The sequence below is a fragment of the Streptomyces speibonae genome, assembly GCF_984686075.1.
The window spans coordinates 6192354-6209602 of the sequence record NZ_OZ480260.1 but is presented as its reverse complement, the minus strand read 5'-3'; the positions used below and the strand labels follow the sequence as shown (position 1 = coordinate 6209602).

Below are 17249 nucleotides of genomic sequence, written 5' to 3'. Positions count from 1 at the left end.
TACACCCTGGGGCATCGCGGGGGGCCGATCCGTAGACCCGAGGTCCATTTCCTTATGCGGCGCATACTCCCGACGCAGTATGCCCCACCGCCGTCACTCCACCCTCGGACGGACCAGCCCCGACTCGTAGGCGGTGACCACCAGCTGGGCCCGGTCGCGGGCGCCGAGTTTGGCCATGGCGCGGTTGACGTGGGTCTTCACCGTCAGCGGGCTGACCCCGAGGCGTTCGGCGATCTCGTCGTTGGAGTGCCCGCCGGCCACCTGGACCAGCACCTCGCGCTCGCGCACGGTGAGCGACTCGAGCCGTTCGGCGCGGGCCGGGTCGTCGTCGCCGCCGGGGCCCTCCTGGGCGAGGAAGCGGGCGATCAGGCCCTTGGTGGCCGCCGGGGACAGCAGTGCCTCGCCCTCGGCGGCGATGCGGATGGCGTTCAGCATCTCGTCGGGTTCGGATCCCTTGCCGAGGAAGCCGGAGGCGCCGGCCCGCAGCGACTGCACCACGTAGTCGTCGACCTCGAAGGTCGTCAGTATCACCACCCGGACCCCGGCGAGTTCGGGGTCGGCGCCGATCATGCGGGTGGCGGCGAGCCCGTCGGTGCCGGGCATCCGGATGTCCATGAGCACGACGTCGGCGCGGCGCTCCCGGGCCAGCCGGACCGCCTCCGCCCCGTCGGAGGCCTCCCCGACCACCTCCATGTCCGGCTCGGAGTCGACGAGCACCCGGAAGGCGCTGCGCAGCAGCGCCTGGTCGTCGGCGAGCAGGACACGGATCGTCATACGGGCTCCAGCGGCGCGGTGGTCACGCGCGGCCGTCCTCGGCCGCGGACGTGCGGGTCTTGACGGGAAGGATCGCATGGACGCGGAAGCCGCCGCCGTAGCGGGGACCGGTGGTGAGGGTGCCGCGCAGGGCGGTGACGCGCTCGCGCATGCCGAGCAGGCCGTGTCCGCCGCCGGAGGCCGGGTCGTGGTCGCCGCCGCTGCCGTCGTCGAGGACGGTGATCTCGATGTGCGGTCCCACCCGGACGACGCTGACCTCGGCCCGTGCCTCGGTGCCGGCGTGCTTCTGCACATTGGTCAGGGCCTCCTGCACGATCCGGTAGGCGGCCAGGCCGACGGCGGCGGGAAGCTCGGTGCCCTGGTCGGCGCGGGCGACCTCGACGCGCAGTCCGGCGCTGCGGAACGTCCCGGCGAGTTCGTCGAGGCGGTCCAGGCCGGGGGCGGGCTCGGTGGGCGCCTCGGGGTCGCCGGACTGGCGCAGCAGTCCGACGGTGGCACGCAGTTCCTCCAGCGCGGAGCGGCTGGCCCCGCGTACATGGGCGAGTGCCTCCTTGGCCTGGTCGGGCCGCTTGTCCATGACGTGGGCGGCGACCCCGGCCTGCACGTTGACCAGGGCGATGTGGTGGGCGACCACGTCGTGCAGATCGCGGGCGATGCGCAGGCGTTCCTCGGCGACCCGGCGGCGGGCCTCCTCCTCGCGGGTGCGCTCGGCCCGTTCGGCGCGTTCGCGGATCGCCTGGACGAAGGCGCGCCGGCTGCGTACGGCGTCCCCGGCGGTGGCGCCGATGCCGGTCCAGGCGAAGATCGCCACGTTCTCCTGGGCGTACCAGGGCAGCGGGCCGACGGCCATCGCGGTGCCGGTGAGGACGGTCATGGTGAGCAGGCCGATCCGCCAGGTGGTGTGGCGGTCGGTGGCGGAGGCGACGGTGAAGAGCGCGACGACGGCGCACATGACGACGGGCGCGCGGGGGTCGCCGGTGACGGACTCGGCCACGGAGGCGACGCCGGCCAGGGCGAGCACCGTGCGGGGGGCGCGGCGGCGGAAGACGAGCGCGGCGGCGCCGAGGGTCATCAGGACCAGGCTGAGCGGGTCCGGGGTGCGGAGCTGCCAGCTGACGTCGTCGGGGCCGTGCGGCGCGACGAAGGATCCGGCGATCATGCACACGAGGACGCCGGTGGCGATGGCGGCGTCCAGCGCGAAGGGGTGCGCCCGGAGGTGGCACCGGGCGCGTGTCAGGGTGCTCACGGCTGTTTACGGTAGCCGGGCCTGGGCCGACCGGGTGAGAGCGCGCGCCCCCGGGCGTTCGGCACCGGGGGACGCATGCGGGTCCTGGGAGGGCTCAGGGCGCTCCCGGGATGAGGCCGTCGTCGCTCAGGAGCTCCTGGACCTCCTCGATCGTCGCGTCGGGGGACGGCAGGATCAGGTCGGACGGCTCCAGCACGTCGTCCGGTAGCGGCTCGCCGAGTTCGTGAACCTTGGCCAGCAGCGCCTTCAGGGTGGCGCGGAAGCCCGGCCCGTCGCCGTTCTCCATCTCGGCGAGCAGTTCCTCGTCGAGCTTGTTCAGCTCGGCGAGCCGGCTCTCGTCGAGCGTGACCTGCCCCTCCCCCATGATCCGTACGATCATGTCGCCCTCCTCGGCGTGGGCTACTGCTTGTCGAAGCGCGGGGTGTCCTGCCGCTGCTGCTGGGGCTGCTGCGCGGTCTCGCCGCCCTCGATGGCCTGTCGGTCACCGGTGCCGCCTCCGGCCAGCTCGGCCTTCATCCGCTGCAGTTCCAGCTCCACATCCGTACCACCGGAGAGCCGGTCCAGCTCGGCCTGGATGTCGTCCTTGTGCATCCCGGACTGGTCGTCGAGGGCGCCCGAGGCGAGCAGTTCGTCGATGGCACCGGCCCGCGCCTGGAGCTGGGCGGTCTTGTCCTCGGCCCGCTGGATCGCAAGGCCGACGTCGCCCATCTCCTCGGAGATGCCGGAGAAGGCCTCGCCGATCCGGGTCTGCGCCTGGGCGGCGGTGTACGTGGCCTTGATGGTCTCCTTCTTGGTGCGGAAGGCGTCCACCTTGGCCTGGAGGCGCTGGGCCGCGAGGGTGAGCTTCTCCTCCTCGCTCTGGAGCGTGGCGTGCTGGGTCTCCAGGTCCGTCACCTGCTGCTGCAACGCGGCACGGCGGGAGAGCGCCTCGCGCGCCAGGTCCTCACGGCCGAGCGCGAGCGCCTTGCGGCCCTGGTCCTCCAGCTTGCCCGACTGGGACTGGAGCTGGTTGAGCTGGAGCTCCAGCCGCTTGCGGGAGGTCGCCACGTCGGCGACGCCCCGGCGGACCTTCTGGAGCAGCTCCAGCTGCTTCTGATACGAGTAATCGAGGGTTTCGCGCGGGTCCTCGGCCCGGTCAAGGGCCTTGTTCGCCTTCGCGCGGAAGATCATCCCCATACGCTTCATGACACCGCTCATGGGCTTCGCGCGCCCCCTTCTGACGGACTCCAGCTCCAGCGACTGCAACAGAACCCACAGTACGGGCCCTGCATCCATTACCGCACTGTTCGGGGACGGATGCGCTCATCCCCAAGGACGACTGACTGCTCTCCCGATCCGGCGTGAGGAGTAGGTGACCCCCGGTGTCCACAGGCCGGACGGCCCGGAGACTCCCCACTACGTCCCCTCTGTCCTATTGAAAGACGTCCGGTGTTGCCGGATCGTTCCCCGCGGGGCTGGGGCCCAACCCCGGCCACCCCGTACCCTTGGGTTTTGTGTTCCGTAGCCGTGCCAAGGAAGAGAAGGCACCGGTCGCCGACGAGGCGACGGTGACCGGCTCCAAGCAGACCCGTCACCCGGAGGCCCCCAAGGGCCGCCCCACACCCAAGCGCAGCGTGGCCCAGTCGCAGCGCCGCAGTGTGGCCAATACGTCGATGACGCGCAAGGAGGCCGCCAAGCGGCAGCGTGCGGATCGTCGTGCCGCGCTGGAGCGTCAGCGCCAGGCGCTGGCCAGCGGCGACGAGCGCTATCTGCCCGCCCGTGACAAGGGGCCGGTGCGCCGGTTCGCGCGTGACTACGTGGACGCGCGGTTCAACATCGCGGAGTACTTCCTGCCGATGGCCGTGGTCATCCTGGTGCTGAGCATGGTCCAGGTGCCCCAGTTGCAGAACGCCGCGCTGCTGCTGTGGCTGGTGGTCATCGTGATGATCGTGCTCGACTCGATCGTGACCGGGTTCCGGCTGAAGAAGCGGCTGGCCGAGCGCTTCCCCGACGACAACCGGCGCGGTGCCGTGGCCTACGCCCTGATGCGCTCGCTCCAGATGCGCCGGCTGCGGCTGCCCAAGCCCCAGGTCAAGCGCGGGGAGCGGCCCTGAGCACGACGCCGTTCGCCGACGGCGCGGCACCGGACCGGCTGAGCGGGCTCGGCGGTCTGCGCGACGTCGTCCGGCAGAGGCTGGTGGCCCACCAGCTGGAGGAGCAGATAGTCGGGCGCTTCCCGGTCGGGCGGCGGCTGCGGGTGCTCGACGTGGGCATGGGCCGGGGCGCGCAGGCGCTCCGGCTGGCCCGGGCCGGTCACCACGTGACGGGTGTCGAACAGGACGCGGCGCTGATCGCCACCGCGCGGGAGACCCTTGCCGGGGAGCCGGAGGGCATCCGGGAGCGGATGCGGATCGTCGAGGGGCAGGCCGGGGACACCGGTGTGCACTTCCTGCCGGGCAGCTTCGACGTCGTGTTGTGTCATGGCGTGCTCATGGACGTCGAGGAGCAGCCCGACGCGCTGCTGGCCGGGGTGGCCCGGATGCTGGCGCACGGCGGGATGCTGTCCCTGCTGGTGCCCAACGGTGACGCGGCGGCGATGCGGGCGGGGATGTCCGGGGACTGGGCGGGGGCGCTGGCGGGTTTCTCCGCGGGGGCGGCGGCGTACGGGCTGAAGAGGCTGACGTCGACGCTGGCGGGGATCGGGGCGCCGTTGCACGCCTGGTACGGCGTGCGGGTCTTCACGGACGCGGTGGCGGACGATGCGGGGGTCCGGTCCGATCTGGACGCGCTGCTCGCGGTGGAGGCTCGGGCGGGGCGGACGGATCCCTACCGGGGGGTGGCGTCCCTGCTCCACCTGTGCGGAGTCCGCGGCTGACCCTTGGGCGGGTCGGCCGGCACCACGTTCTTCGCCCCCGCCGCCCCGTCCCGTCCCTGCGGGCTTCGCCCCCCCAGACCCCCCTTCGCGCCCACGCGGCGGAGCCGCACAGCGGTACGGCCCCGCGCCCTTGAGGGGCGCGGGGCCGTACCGCTGTGCGGCTCCCGGAGGGCTTACGCCTCTTCCGGGGCTTCCGCCTCCGGTTCCGGGTCTGTTTCCGCGTGCAGGCTCATCGGGCCGTAGATCTCCGTCGTGTCCTCCAGCAGCCGGACCTGGTCGGCGCCGCCCGCCGCCAGGGCCTTCCAGTTCTCACCGATCCAGGACTCGGCGTCCCCCTGTGTGGAGAACTCCTCCGGCGGCACCGCGGGCTCGACCTCCGTCCCGTCGGCCTTCTCGAACCGCCACGTCCATGCCGCCATGTACGCCTCCATCGGTATGACCACGCTGCACGACAGAAGCCGGATCTTGGTCCGGCTCCTGCCCCAGAGCGTAGTCGGACGCGCATCGGCTGGGGGCGCAGGTGAGAATCGGGGCGTGGAACTGACACTGCTCGGCACCGGCGCCCCCGCGGGACTCCCCCGCCCCGACTGCCCCTGCGCCGCGTGCGCCTCCGCGCTCGGTACCGACGCGCGCGCGGCCACCTCGGTGCTCGTCGACGGGGCGCTGCTGCTCGATCTCACGCCGGGTGCGGCCTTCGCGGCTGCCCGCGCGGGGCGTTCGCTGGCCGGCGTGCGCCAGGTGCTGCTGTCGCACCCGCACGACGGCCCGGCGGTCGAGGTCCCGGCCGGGCTGCCCCAGCCGGGCCGGGTGCCGGACGGACGGGAGTTGGCGCTGCTGACGGGCCATCGGGTGCGGGCGGTGGCGCTGGACTCGCCCGGCACCGGCTACGCGGTGACCGGGGCGGACGGGCAGCGGCTGCTGTACCTGCCGCCGGGCGGGGCGCCGGCCGGTCTCGAGGAGCCGGCCGAGCCGTACGCGATGGTGCTCTTGGACGTCGTGGGGCGCCCGGACGCGCTGGCGCGGCTGCGGGAGGTGGGCGCGGTGGGCCCGACCACGGATGTCGTCGCCGTGCATCTGGACCACGACGTGCCGCCGGGCCGCGAACTGCGGCGCCGGCTCGCGGCGGCCGGGGCGCGTGCCGTGCCGGACGGGACCGCGCTGGAGGTGGGCGCCTACGAGGACGTGCCCGATGTGCCCCGCCGGACCCTGGTGCTGGGCGGGGCGCGGTCGGGCAAGTCGGTGGAGGCCGAGCGGCGGCTGGAGTCGTATCCGGAGGTGCTGTACGTGGCGACCGGCGGGTCGCGCAACGGGGACACCGAGTGGGCGGCGCGGGTGAGGGCGCATCAGGAGCGGCGGCCGGGCTCGTGGCGGACCGTGGAGACGTGCGACCTGGTGCCGCTGCTGAAGGACGACGGCCCTCCGCTGCTGGTGGACTGTCTGTCGTTGTGGCTGACGGACGCGATGGACTCCGTGGAGGCGTGGGACGACGCCGAGTGGGCGGACGGCGGGGAGCGGGAGCTGCGCGAGCGGGTGCGGGCGCTGACGGAGGCGGTGCGCGAGACCCGGCGGAGGGTGGTCGCCGTGTCCAACGAGGTGGGTTCGGGCATCGTGCCCGCCACCGCGTCCGGCCGCCGGTACCGGGACGAACTGGGACGGCTGAACACCGCGTTCGCACAGGAGTGCGAGCAGGTGCTGCTGGTGGTGGCGGGCCAGGCGCTCGTCCTGCGCGGGTGACCCGGGCCGGGGGTCAGCGCTTCGGCGACCGCGGTTTCCGCGCGATGATCCGGTAGGCGTTGGCGAAGGGGGTGTGCCGCACCAGGGGCGCGAGCGCCAGGTCGGCCGCCGCCGCGACGACCACCAGCGGGGCGCCCGCGCGGAGCAGCACCCGGCGCAGGTGCCGCTGGAACGGGGCCGGCGGGATGGCACGCCAGGGGGTGTCCGGGGCGGGCAGCGCGTGGGAGAGGGCGAGGGCGGTCAGCCCGGCCAGGTCGTGCGGTACGTGGGCCGCGCGGTGCCCGTCCGTGACGAGCGTGCAGCCGTGTGCGCGCAGCTCCGCGCGGAGGTTGCGCCGGGGCAGCAGATGGAGCCGGCGGGGCTGGTCGTAGGGCAGCCACCAGCGGCCGAAGAGGGCGGCGAAGGCGCAGCGCGGGTCCAGGGTCTCGATGAGCAGATGACCGCCGGGGCGCAGGGCCTCGAGCGCCGCGTGGAGCTCCGCCCGGGGGTCCGTGGTGTGTTCGAGGTGGTGCAGCAGGCTGACCACGTCGTAGCGTCCGGCCAGCCGGGCCATGACCTTCGGGTCGGTCAGCGGCCCGATGTGCGCCTCCTCGACCCGGCCGAGCGCACGGGCCTTCTCGACGCGCGCGGTGAGGTCGGTGCCGTCGAAGGCGGTGTACGGGAAGAACTCCCGCGCGGTCTGCGGGAAGCGGGCGAGTCCGGTGCCGACGTCCAGCCAGCTCTCCGGTTCGCCGAAGGGCAGCATCGCGCGGGCGGCGGCGCGGCGGCGGTGCCGGACGGCGTGCAGGGCGAGGACGCGTTCGGTGGCGGGGTCGCGGGGGGCGCCGCGCACGGCCCGCCGGTAGAAGGCGAGGCCCTCGGCGGTGAGGCGGGGGTTCTGGAAGGTGTGGCCGCAGTCCCGGCACTCGTCGACGGTGAACAGACCGGGCCGGTGCCGGCGCAGGTCGCCGGTTCTCAGCCGGTTGCGCAGCCGCGCGGAGCCGCACCACGGGCAGTCCGCGCGGCGCGGCTCGTGCACCCGCGCGGAGCCGTGGGGGGCGGGGATCGCGGCGTCTGAGGGGGGTGCGGACATGGGCGGCTCCCGGCGTGAGGCGTATGGCGCGGACGATGTCCGGCAATCCGAGCAAAACGTTACGTATGGGAGGGTCCCGCGGGGTGGAGCGGCGCCGGGGTGGCGTGGTGGGGGTGAGACCCGGTGCACCGTGCTGACCGGGGGTCGCGTGGTGTTCGATCAGGGCCGGTACTGTTCGGCGAATGAGCTCGCTTGATATCGACGACTTCACCGATCTGATCGAGCGTCCGGACGGCGGGGTGCGCCGTGACGCGGAGGAGCGCCGGGAGCGCCAGGTCGTGCCGCCCGGCTCCCTGGGCCGCCTCGACGACCTGGGCGAGTGGCTGGCGGCGGCGCAGTCGGCGGTGCCGGTGCGGCCGGTCGAACAGCCGCGGGTGGTGCTGTTCGCCGGCGATCACGGGATCGCCGAGCTGGGTGTCTCCGCGCGGGCGGCGGGCAGCGCCGCGGAGCTGGTGCGGGAGGTGCTGGACGGCGGCCGTCCGGTGTCCGTGCTGGCACGGCGGCTGGGCGTGCCGGTCCGGGTGGTCGACATGGCCCTGGACTGCGATCCCGCCACGCTCCCCGAGGACGTCGTACGGCACCGGGTGCGGCGGGGCAGCGGGCGCATCGACATCGAGGACGCGCTCAGCGCGGAGGAGGCCGAGGCGGCGTTCCGCGCGGGGATGGCCGTCGCCGACGAGGAGGCCGACTCCGGTACGGATCTGGTGGTGCTCGGCGATGTGAGCGTGGGCGGCACCACGGCGGCGGGTGTGCTGGTGGCGGCGCTGTGCGGCACGGACGCGTCGGTGGTGACCGGGCGCGGCGGGCTGGCGATCGACGACCTGGCGTGGATGCGCAAGTGCGCGGCGATCCGTGACGCGCTGCGGCGGGCGCGGCCGGTGCTGGGCGACCAGTTGCGGCTGCTGGCGACGGTGGGCGGGGCCGATCTGACCGCGATCACCGGCTTCCTGCTGCAGTCCGCGGTGCGGAAGATGCCGGTGCTGCTGGACGGGGTCGTGACGGCGGCGTGCGCGCTGGTGGCGCAGCGGGTGGCGTTCCGGTCGCCGGACTGGTGGCTGGCGGGGCATGCGAGCGGGGAGCCCGCGCAGGCGAAGGCGCTGGACCGGATGGCGCTGGAGCCGCTGCTGTCGCAGGGGGTTGCCGTCGGGGAGGGAACGGGGGCGTTGCTCGCGCTGCCCTTGGTGCAGGGGGCGGCGGCGCTGGCGGCGGAGTTGCCGGTGCGGGAGGAGGAGGCGGTGCCTTCCGAGTGACCCGGAGGGGGTGACTGTCCGGGCGTTTTCCGCCCCCGCCGCCCCTTCCCGTCCCGCTCCTGGGGGCTTCACGCAGACCCCCGTTCGCGCCCACGCGGCGGAGCCGCACATCGGTACGGCCCCGCGCCCCTAGGGGGCGTTCGGTTTGCCGCCCAGCCAGTCCTCCATCGCACGGCGGGGGCCGGACCAGCGGCGGTCGTGGCGGTAGGAGCGGAGGATGGCGCGGGCGCGGGCCCGGGGGCGGTGGCGGTAGAAGCGCCGGGCCCACAGGGACGCCGGACGCGCCAGCCGTACCGAGCCGATCAGGGCCACGAGCGGGATGATCACGCCGAAGACCGCGAGCCGTGCCTTGCCCTTGGCCAGCGCGATCAGGGCGAAGAGGAAGTTGAGGCCCACGGTCCCGGCGACGCCCGCGCGGTTCTGGAGTTCGTCCTCGGTCAGGTCGTCGACGCCGAACGGCGTGAAGCCGGCCAGCAGCAGGCCGACCAGCGCGGCGGTGACGACGACCATCTCCACGCTCTGGCGGCCCTCCTCGGTCCAGTACACGTCGGCGAGATGCAGGATGAGCGCGAACTCGTCCAGGACCAGCCCCGCGCCCACGCCGAACAGCACCGCGCTGACCGCCGAGCCGAAGCCGTGCCGGCCGGCCGCCACCGCGCCGAAGCCGCCGATGACGGTGAGGATGACGCCGGGCACCACGTGGTGGACGTGCACCGAGCCGGCCGTGACGTTGCCGAACGGCCCCCGGCCCGCGCGGATCAGACGGGTGATGACCCGGGTGATGACGAAGGTGAGGACGAAGGCGGACAGCGCGAGAAGCAGCGGCAGCTTGCCCGGCTCGATGATGTTCCGGTCCAGCCAATGTCCCATATGGGCACTTTATCCACGGTCGCCGCCGGGGCCACGACGGCCGGAAGGTAATCTGCGCCGGTGCCCGACCCCTCCGCGCCCTCCGCCTCCCCCGCCGACGGCCTCCGCTTCGCCTTCGGCACGCTCACCGTGCTCCCGGTCCGGGTCACCCGCTGGGACCGGCCGGCCGCCCGCGCGGGGATGCTGTGCGCCCCGCTGGCCGGGCTCGCGGTCGGCGCCGCGGCCGCCGCCGCGGGGACGGCGCTGCTGGCCCTCGGCGCGGGGGCGCCGCTCGCCGCCGTGGCCACCGTCGCCGTACCGGCCGTGCTGACCCGGGGTCTGCATCTCGACGGACTGGCCGACACCGCCGACGGGCTCGGCAGCGGCAGGCCCGCCGAGGACGCCCTGCGGATCATGAAGCAGTCGGACATCGGGCCGTTCGGGGTGATCACGCTGCTCCTGGTCCTGCTGGCCCAGGCGGCCGCGCTGGCGCAGGCGTACGGGGACTCCTGGGCGCGCGGTGCCACGGCGGCCGTGGTGTCGGCCGTCGTGGCCCGGCTGGCCCTCACCCTGGCGGCCAGGGCGGGCGTGCCGCCGGCCCGTCCGGAGGGGCTGGGCGCGGCGGTCGCGGGAACGGTGCCCCTGGCGGGCGCGGTGCCGGCCGCCCTCGCGGTGGCCGGGGTGGCCGCGGCAGCGGGCGCGTCGACGGGGGCGCACGGCGTCGTCCTCGCGGTGGCCGCGGTCGTCCTGGCCGTCACCGCGGGCGAGCTGCTGCTGCGGCACTGCGTCCGCCGGTTCGGCGGGGTCACCGGCGATGTGTTCGGCGGGCTCGCGGAGACCGCGGCGACGACCGCGCTGGTCGTGATGTCACTGGGATGAAACGATCTCCCCGATCCAGTGCGTTCCCGCAGGTCTGGCGGCTACCGTGTCCGCCGAACTCACCACAGATCGGGGGATGTTGATGCCGAAGTTCCGTCGTGTCCTGGCCTGGTTCATCGACTTCGCACTGGTGGTCGCGCTGGCCTCGGCGCTCGCCGTGCTCACCTTCAACCGGATATCCGCGCTCGTCACCGACGTGCCCGAACTCGCCGCCCGCAGCGGCTTCGACCTGCTGACCTCACGCGGCGACGTGGTCGACGCCTCGGAGAACCTCGGACTGTCCCTGTGGAACAAGTCCGTGCTCTACGTCGAGCAGGCCTTCGGCCTGCTGATCGTCGCGACGTTCCTCTACCAGTGGGCCTGCCTCGCCCTCGCCGGGCGCACGATCGGCAAGGCGCTGACCGGGCTGAAGATCACTCCGCGGCTGCCCGGCCGCGCGGCGGTGCGGGCGGCGGTGACCACGGCCACCGACGTCGCCGTGTACGCCGTGGCCTGTGTGCTGCTCGTGGAGGGGCAGATCGCGCTGTCGGTCCTGGTGTGGGTGATCGCGGTGGCCCTCTTCCTGTTCAACGCGCTGCCCGTGCTGGGCCCGGCGCGCCGCTCCCTCGCCGACCGCATGGCGGGCACCACCGTGACCGGAATCAGCTTCAGCAGGCCCGAAGCCATGCGTCCGGTTCATACCGTCTGAGCGGCGAACTCAGCTTCGTACGCCGCGAGCCGGCGCGGAAGCGGCCGGTGGCCGACTCGCACTCGGCGTGGAAGACGGCCCTGTCCGCCTCGATGAAACGGGGTCAGCTCCTCGCACTCTCCGTACCGGGCGCGCTGTTCGTCGCCCGCGACCCCGGCCGTGGGCGAGCCCGGCCACGGGGCGGTCGTGGCACGGCTGGTCGCCGGCGATCCGGCTCCACCGCGTCGAAGCCCTCGTCCCGGCACACGCCGAGGCGCCGCGCCATGAGCGGCTCCAGTACGTCGGTCCGGGAAGTCGCCGGCGTCCGAGCGGAAGTCCTCCCAGGCGCAGGTGGAGAGGCGGCAGATGACCTTGCGGCCGTCGTGGTGCGGCTTCGCGACCGTGTCCGGGAAGTGGTCGAAGCCGTCGATGTCGTGGTTTCGGGACGTCGACGGAGGTGTCGGGCCGCCCGCTGAGCCGCCACTGCCAGGCCGTGCCCGGCCGGGGTCGCCGGCGGTCGCCGGGCGGCTCCTTGCCGTCGGACACGGGCGCGATGGTGCGGGACGCCGCGCCGTGACGAGCAGGGACGGCCTTCTCACCGGGCGTCCTCCGCGGGGGCGGGCCGCGCGGCATGGCCGCGGCACAGGAACGTCAAGGACGATCGTGTCCGCCCGGCGGGGCCCCGGCCGGTGCGCGACCTCACCGGAAGGTGAACCCCGCGGCAATGAGCGGACGCACACACGCGCGTAGTCTCGTCCCGAGTGTTCGCCGCACCGGGGAAGGCCCCGACGGGACCGCACCCGCTCAGCGCCATTAGGGTCGGCTGCCGGGCCCGGTCGACCCACACCTTTCGGCCACTGCAACTCCACATCGGAAGCGAGATTTCACCACCGTGACTGCTCTCACTCTCAGCACCGCCGCGGTCCCCGGCCTGCGGGCCGACGCGATCGTGATCGGTGTCGCCAAGAGCTCTGCCGCACAGTCCGCAGCCCCGGTCGTCGCACCGGGCGCCGAGGCCGTGGACCAGGCGTACGACGGCAGGCTCGCCGGCGTCCTGGAGACTCTCGGCGCGTCCGGTGCCGAGGGCGAGGTGACGAAGCTCCCCGCGCCGGCCGGCTTCAAGGCGCCGCTCGTGGTGGCGGTGGGCCTCGGCGCCCAGCCCGAGAAGGGCTCCGGCTACGACACCGAGGCGCTGCGCAAGGCCGCCGGTGTGGCCGCCCGCACCCTCGCCGGCAGCAAGAAGGCCGCGTTCGCGCTGCCCCTGGCGGACGCGGCCGACGCCGGCGCGGTCGCGGAGGGCGTGCTGCTCGGCGCGTACTCCTTCGACGCCTACAAGAAGAAGGACGACGGCGACTCCGCCGGGAAGGGCAAGAACGGCAAGGCCCCGCTCGCCGAGGCCGCGCTGATCGGCGGCAAGCCCCGCGACAAGGCGTACAAGGCCGCACTCGAGCGCGCCGCCGCCGTCGCCGAGGAGCTCAACCGCGCCCGCGACCTGATCAACACCCCGCCGAACGACCTGAACCCGGAGGCGTTCGCGGCCGTCGCCCAGGCGGCGGCCAAGGAGCACGGCATCAAGGTGCAGGTGCTCGACGAGAAGGCCCTCACCAAGGGCGGCTACGGCGGCATCCTCGGCGTCGGCGCCGGGTCGGCGTCCGGGCCGCGGCTGGTGAAGCTGTCGTACACCTCGTCCAAGGCCAAGAAGCACCTCGCCCTCGTCGGCAAGGGCATCACCTACGACTCGGGCGGCATCTCCCTGAAGCCGGCCGGCCACAACGAGACGATGAAGTGCGACATGAGCGGTGCCGCCGCCGTGTTCGCCGCGGTCGTCGCCGCCGCCCGGCTCGGCCTGGAGGTCAACGTCACCGGCTGGCTGGCGCTGGCCGAGAACATGCCGTCCGGTTCGGCGACGCGCCCGGGCGACGTGCTGCGCATGTTCAGCGGCAAGACGGTGGAGGTGCTCAACACCGACGCCGAGGGCCGGCTCGTCCTGGCGGACGCGCTGTGGGCCGCCTCGCAGGACGAGCCGGACGCGATCGTGGACGTCGCGACCCTGACCGGCGCGATGGTGCTGGCGCTGGGCAACCGCACGTTCGGGATCATGGCGAACGACGACGCGTTCCGCTCCACGGTGTACGAGGCCGCCGAGGAGGCCGGCGAGCCGGCCTGGCAGATGCCGCTGCCCGAGCACCTGCGCAAGGGGATGGACTCGTCCACCGCGGACATCGCCAACATGGGTGAGCGGATGGGCGGCGGGCTGGTCGCGGGCCTGTTCCTGCGCGAGTTCGTCGGCGAGGGCATCACCTGGGCGCACCTCGACATCGCGGGTCCGGCCTTCAACGAGGGCAGCCCGTTCGGGTACACGCCCAAGGGCGGTACGGGCTCGGCGGTGCGCACCCTGGTCCGCCTGGCGGAGCGGGCCGCCGCCGGCGATCTGAGCTGACGCTCCCTCGGGACGGCGGGGCCTCGCGCGCGGGTAGGGCGAGGCCCCGTCACCGGAAGCGGGACACCTCGTCACCGGAAGTGGGACGTCTCACACCACGGCCCCGCGTCTCGTACGGCCCCGACAAGTGCGAGGATAGGGCTCGGCAGGACAGGGCCCCCACCAAAGGGCCGAGAACAATGAGCGGCCGGACACCAGCCGCCGACCGGTCACTGGAGACCGGCGTGGCGCACATGCATGGAGGACGTGACGTGGCGAACGACGCCAGCACCGTTTTCGACCTAGTGATCCTCGGCGGTGGCAGCGGTGGTTACGCCGCGGCCCTGCGCGGGGCGCAGCTGGGCCTGGACGTCGCCTTGATCGAGAAGGACAAGGTCGGCGGTACCTGCCTGCACCGAGGATGCATTCCCACCAAAGCCCTGCTGCACGCCGGCGAGATCGCCGACCAGGCCCGCGAGAGCGAGGCCGTCGGTGTCAAGGCGACCTTCGAGGGCATCGACATCGCGGGCGTCCACAAGTACAAGGACGGGGTCATCTCCGGTCTGTACAAGGGTCTGCAGGGTCTCGTCGCCTCCCGCAAGGTGACCTACATCGAGGGCGAGGGCCGGCTGTCCTCGCCCACTTCCGTCGATGTGAACGGGCAGCGGATCCAGGGCCGGCACATCCTGCTGGCGACCGGTTCCGTGCCGAAGTCGCTGCCGGGCCTGGACATCGACGGCGAGCGGATCATCTCCTCCGACCACGCCCTCGTCCTGGACCGCGTGCCGAAGTCCGCGATCATCCTGGGCGGCGGCGTCATCGGCGTCGAGTTCGCCTCCGCGTGGAAGTCGTTCGGCACCGAGGTGACGATCGTCGAGGGCCTGAAGCACCTCGTCCCGGTGGAGGACGAGAACTCCTCCAAGCTGCTGGAGCGTGCCTTCCGCAAGCGCGGCATCAAGTTCAACCTGGGCACCTTCTTCCAGAAGGCGGAGTACACCCAGGACGGTGTCAAGGTCACCCTCGCCGACGGCAAGGAGTTCGAGGCCGAGATCCTGCTCGTCGCCATCGGCCGCGGCCCGGTCTCCCAGGGCCTGGGCTACGAGGAGGCCGGGGTCGCCATGGACCGCGGCTACGTCCTCGTCGACGAGTACATGCGTACCAACGTTCCGACCATCTCCGCCGTCGGTGACCTGGTCCCGACCCTCCAGCTCGCGCACGTGGGCTTCGCGGAGGGCATCCTGGTGGCGGAGCGGCTGGCCGGTCTGAAGACCGTCCCGATCGACTACGACGGCGTCCCCCGGGTGACGTACTGCCACCCCGAGGTCGCCTCCGTGGGCATCACCGAGGCCAAGGCCAAGGAGATCTACGGTGCGGACAAGGTCGTCGCCCTGAAGTACAACCTGGCGGGCAACGGCAGGAGCAAGATCCTCCAGACTGCGGGCGAGATCAAGCTCGTCCAGGTCAAGGACGGTGCGGTGGTCGGCGTCCACATGGTCGGCGACCGCATGGGTGAGCAGGTCGGCGAGGCCCAGCTGATCTACAACTGGGAGGCGCTGCCGGCCGAGGTCGCCCAGCTGATCCACGCCCACCCGACGCAGAGCGAGGCGCTCGGCGAGGCCCACCTGGCCCTGGCCGGCAAGCCCCTCCACGCGCACGACTGACGCCCTCAGTCACCGGGCGCGACGACACAGACTTCCGCACTTCTAAGGAGCAACCGAAACCATGGCGGTTTCCGTAACCCTGCCGGCGCTCGGCGAGAGCGTCACCGAGGGCACTGTCACCCGCTGGCTGAAGGCCGAGGGCGAGCGCGTCGAGGCCGACGAGCCGCTGCTCGAGGTCTCCACCGACAAGGTCGACACCGAGATTCCCGCACCCGCCTCCGGCGTGCTGTCCTCCATCAAGGTCGCCGAGGACGAGACGGTCGAGGTCGGCGCCGAGCTGGCCCTGATCGACGACGGCAGCGGCGCCCCCGCCGCCGCCCCGGCGCCCGCGGCCGAGCAGGCGGCCCCGCCGGCCCCCGCGCCGGAGCCGCAGGCCCAGCCGTCCACCGAGCAGCCCGCCCCCGCTCCGGCGCCCAGCGCCGAGGCCGCGGCCGGCGGCGGCTCCGCGCAGGGCACCGACGTGGTCCTGCCGGCGCTCGGCGAGTCCGTCACCGAGGGCACCGTCACCCGCTGGCTGAAGTCGGTCGGTGACACCGTCGAGGCCGACGAGCCGCTGCTGGAGGTGTCGACGGACAAGGTCGACACCGAGATCCCCGCCCCCGCGTCCGGCACGCTGCTGGAGATCGTGGTCGGCGAGGACGAGACGGCCGAGGTCGGCGCCAAGCTCGCCGTCATCGGCGAGGCCGGTGCCGCTCCGGCCGCCGCGCCCGCCCCGGCGGCCCCCGAGGCCCCGGCGCAGCCCGCGCCCGCCCCGGCCCCGGCCGCCCCGGCGCCCGCGCCGACTCCGGCTCCGGCTCCGCAGCAGGCCGCCCCGGCCCCTGCTCCTGCTCCTGCTCCTGCTCCTGCTCCTGCTCCTGCCCCGCAGGCTCCCGCGGCTCCGGCCCCGGCCGCCGCCCGGGCCACGGACGAGGGCGCCTACGTGACCCCGCTGGTGCGCAAGCTCGCCGCCGAGAACGGCGTCGACCTGTCCACCGTCAAGGGCACCGGCGTCGGCGGCCGCATCCGCAAGCAGGACGTCATCGCCGCCGCCGAGGCCGCCAAGGCCGCGGCTCCGGCCCCGGCCCCGGCCGCCGCAGCGCCCGCCGCGAAGAAGGCCCCCGTCCTGGAGGCCTCCCCGCTGCGCGGCCAGACCGTGAAGATGCCGCGGATCCGCAAGGTCATCGGCGACAACATGGTCAAGGCCCTGCACGAGCAGGCGCAGCTGTCCTCGGTGGTCGAGGTCGACGTCACCCGTCTGATGAAGCTGCGCGCCCTCGCCAAGGACGCGTTCGCGGCCCGTGAGGGCGTCAAGCTCTCCCCGATGCCGTTCTTCGTCAAGGCCGCGGCCCAGGCGCTGAAGGCGCACGCGCCGATCAACGCCAGGATCAACGAGGCCGAGGGGACCATCACCTACTTCGACACCGAGAACATCGGTATCGCGGTGGACTCCGAGAAGGGCCTGATGACCCCGGTCATCAAGAACGCCGGTGACCTCAACCTCGCCGGCATCGCCAAGGCCACGGCGGAGCTTGCGGGCAAGGTCCGTGGCAACAAGATCACCCCGGACGAGCTGTCCGGCGCGACCTTCACCATCAGCAACACCGGTTCGCGCGGCGCGCTGTTCGACACGATCATCGTGCCCCCGGGCCAGGTCGCGATCCTCGGCATCGGCGCCACGGTGAAGCGTCCGGCCGTCATCGAGTCGGAGGAGGGGACGGCCATCGGCATCCGCGACATGACCTACCTGACCCTCTCCTACGACCACCGCCTGGTCGACGGTGCCGACGCGGCCCGTTACCTGACGGCGGTCAAGGCGATCCTGGAGGCCGGCGAGTTCGAGGTCGAGCTCGGCCTGTAGACGTCGG

At 73.4% G+C, this 17249-nt stretch carries 16 protein-coding genes and 1 pseudogene; 9 read left to right on the top strand and 8 right to left on the bottom strand.

Annotated elements, in window-relative coordinates; translation table 11 throughout:
- Positions 1-93 precede the first annotated feature (93 nt).
- The 4 genes from AC5L3C_RS27880 to AC5L3C_RS27865 form a co-directional block, all read right to left on the bottom strand.
- Positions 94-774: a response regulator gene (locus tag AC5L3C_RS27880; protein WP_493651607.1), complete on the bottom strand. Its 681-nt coding sequence runs from the start codon at positions 772-774 to the stop codon at positions 94-96.
- Positions 775-796: 22 nt separating this feature from the next.
- Entirely contained in the window at positions 797-2020 is a 1224-nt protein-coding gene (locus tag AC5L3C_RS27875) for a sensor histidine kinase (protein WP_493651605.1), read from the bottom strand.
- A 94-nt stretch (positions 2021-2114) separates the two neighbouring features.
- The gene (pspAA, locus tag AC5L3C_RS27870) at positions 2115-2399 is read right to left on the bottom strand and encodes a PspA-associated protein PspAA (RefSeq protein WP_125506934.1); all 285 of its coding nucleotides are present in this window, start codon (positions 2397-2399) and stop codon (positions 2115-2117) included.
- Between the two features lie 20 nt (positions 2400-2419).
- Positions 2420-3205 carry a PspA/IM30 family protein gene (locus tag AC5L3C_RS27865; protein ID WP_493651604.1) on the bottom strand — a complete coding sequence of 262 codons (786 nt, stop codon included), beginning with the start codon at positions 3203-3205 and terminating at the stop codon, positions 2420-2422.
- A gap of 269 nt (positions 3206-3474) precedes the next feature.
- Between AC5L3C_RS27865 and AC5L3C_RS27860 the strand changes: the two genes are divergently transcribed.
- Positions 3475-4113 carry a DUF3043 domain-containing protein gene (locus tag AC5L3C_RS27860; protein WP_493654054.1) on the top strand — a complete coding sequence of 213 codons (639 nt, stop codon included), beginning with the start codon at positions 3475-3477 and terminating at the stop codon, positions 4111-4113.
- An 83-nt stretch (positions 4114-4196) separates the two neighbouring features.
- Positions 4197-4874: a class I SAM-dependent methyltransferase gene (locus AC5L3C_RS27855; protein ID WP_493651603.1), complete on the top strand. Its 678-nt coding sequence runs from the start codon at positions 4197-4199 to the stop codon at positions 4872-4874.
- Positions 4875-5047: 173 nt separating this feature from the next.
- Here the strand turns inward: AC5L3C_RS27855 and AC5L3C_RS27850 are convergent, their stop codons facing one another.
- Positions 5048-5293, bottom strand: coding sequence for a hypothetical protein (locus AC5L3C_RS27850; protein ID WP_493651602.1), 246 nt, complete (start codon positions 5291-5293; stop codon positions 5048-5050).
- 115 nt (positions 5294-5408) lie between these two features.
- On the opposite strand from AC5L3C_RS27850, the gene AC5L3C_RS27845 reads away from it, so the two are divergent.
- Positions 5409-6608 carry a bifunctional adenosylcobinamide kinase/adenosylcobinamide-phosphate guanylyltransferase gene (locus AC5L3C_RS27845; RefSeq protein ID WP_493651600.1) on the top strand — a complete coding sequence of 400 codons (1200 nt, stop codon included), beginning with the start codon at positions 5409-5411 and terminating at the stop codon, positions 6606-6608.
- A gap of 13 nt (positions 6609-6621) precedes the next feature.
- Here the strand turns inward: AC5L3C_RS27845 and AC5L3C_RS27840 are convergent, their stop codons facing one another.
- A complete protein-coding gene (locus AC5L3C_RS27840; RefSeq protein ID WP_493651598.1) occupies positions 6622-7680 on the bottom strand; it encodes a class I SAM-dependent methyltransferase in 1059 nt (352 codons plus the stop codon).
- Between the two features lie 182 nt (positions 7681-7862).
- On the opposite strand from AC5L3C_RS27840, the gene cobT reads away from it, so the two are divergent.
- Complete coding sequence (cobT, locus tag AC5L3C_RS27835) at positions 7863-8930, top strand: nicotinate-nucleotide--dimethylbenzimidazole phosphoribosyltransferase (protein ID WP_493651597.1); 1068 nt, start codon at positions 7863-7865, stop codon at positions 8928-8930.
- A gap of 129 nt (positions 8931-9059) precedes the next feature.
- On the opposite strand, the gene AC5L3C_RS27830 is transcribed toward cobT, so the two are convergent.
- On the bottom strand, positions 9060-9800 hold the full coding sequence (locus AC5L3C_RS27830; RefSeq protein ID WP_493651596.1) for a hypothetical protein: 741 nt from the start codon (positions 9798-9800) through the stop codon (positions 9060-9062).
- 60 nt (positions 9801-9860) lie between these two features.
- On the opposite strand from AC5L3C_RS27830, the gene AC5L3C_RS27825 reads away from it, so the two are divergent.
- Both AC5L3C_RS27825 and AC5L3C_RS27820 read left to right on the top strand, forming a co-directional pair.
- On the top strand, positions 9861-10658 hold the full coding sequence (locus AC5L3C_RS27825; protein ID WP_493651595.1) for an adenosylcobinamide-GDP ribazoletransferase: 798 nt from the start codon (positions 9861-9863) through the stop codon (positions 10656-10658).
- Between the two features lie 82 nt (positions 10659-10740).
- Positions 10741-11346 carry an RDD family protein gene (locus tag AC5L3C_RS27820; RefSeq protein WP_493651594.1) on the top strand — a complete coding sequence of 202 codons (606 nt, stop codon included), beginning with the start codon at positions 10741-10743 and terminating at the stop codon, positions 11344-11346.
- Here the strand turns inward: AC5L3C_RS27820 and AC5L3C_RS27815 are convergent.
- Positions 11306-11958 (bottom strand): annotated as a pseudogene (locus AC5L3C_RS27815) (endo alpha-1,4 polygalactosaminidase). The gene AC5L3C_RS27820 and the pseudogene AC5L3C_RS27815 overlap by 41 nt on opposite strands.
- Before the next feature lie 259 nt (positions 11959-12217).
- On the opposite strand from AC5L3C_RS27815, the gene AC5L3C_RS27810 reads away from it, so the two are divergent.
- The 3 genes from AC5L3C_RS27810 (at position 12218) to sucB (ending at position 17242) form a co-directional block, all read left to right on the top strand.
- The gene (locus AC5L3C_RS27810; protein WP_493651593.1) at positions 12218-13765 is read left to right on the top strand and encodes a leucyl aminopeptidase; all 1548 of its coding nucleotides are present in this window, start codon (positions 12218-12220) and stop codon (positions 13763-13765) included.
- 251 nt (positions 13766-14016) lie between these two features.
- Complete coding sequence (gene lpdA / locus AC5L3C_RS27805) at positions 14017-15405, top strand: dihydrolipoyl dehydrogenase (RefSeq protein WP_164555738.1); 1389 nt, start codon at positions 14017-14019, stop codon at positions 15403-15405.
- A 61-nt stretch (positions 15406-15466) separates the two neighbouring features.
- On the top strand, positions 15467-17242 hold the full coding sequence (gene sucB, locus AC5L3C_RS27800) for a 2-oxoglutarate dehydrogenase, E2 component, dihydrolipoamide succinyltransferase (protein WP_493651592.1): 1776 nt from the start codon (positions 15467-15469) through the stop codon (positions 17240-17242).
- Positions 17243-17249 lie beyond the last annotated feature (7 nt).

What these genes read in the sequence shown, in the direction of transcription:
- AC5L3C_RS27880 (WP_493651607.1), bottom strand. Translation starts at nt 774, where the DNA reads ATGACGATCCGTGTCCTGCTCGCCGACGACCAGGCGCTGCTGCGCAGC.
- pspAA (WP_125506934.1), bottom strand. Translation starts at nt 2,399, where the DNA reads ATGATCGTACGGATCATGGGGGAGGGGCAGGTCACGCTCGACGAGAGC.
- AC5L3C_RS27865 (WP_493651604.1), bottom strand. Translation starts at nt 3,205, where the DNA reads ATGAAGCGTATGGGGATGATCTTCCGCGCGAAGGCGAACAAGGCCCTT.
- AC5L3C_RS27850 (WP_493651602.1), bottom strand. Translation starts at nt 5,293, where the DNA reads ATGGCGGCATGGACGTGGCGGTTCGAGAAGGCCGACGGGACGGAGGTC.
- AC5L3C_RS27840 (WP_493651598.1), bottom strand. Translation starts at nt 7,680, where the DNA reads ATGTCCGCACCCCCCTCAGACGCCGCGATCCCCGCCCCCCACGGCTCC.
- cobT (WP_493651597.1), top strand. Translation starts at nt 7,863, where the DNA reads ATGAGCTCGCTTGATATCGACGACTTCACCGATCTGATCGAGCGTCCG.
- AC5L3C_RS27830 (WP_493651596.1), bottom strand. Translation starts at nt 9,800, where the DNA reads ATGGGACATTGGCTGGACCGGAACATCATCGAGCCGGGCAAGCTGCCG.
- AC5L3C_RS27820 (WP_493651594.1), top strand. Translation starts at nt 10,741, where the DNA reads ATGCCGAAGTTCCGTCGTGTCCTGGCCTGGTTCATCGACTTCGCACTG.
- sucB (WP_493651592.1), top strand. Translation starts at nt 15,467, where the DNA reads ATGGCGGTTTCCGTAACCCTGCCGGCGCTCGGCGAGAGCGTCACCGAG.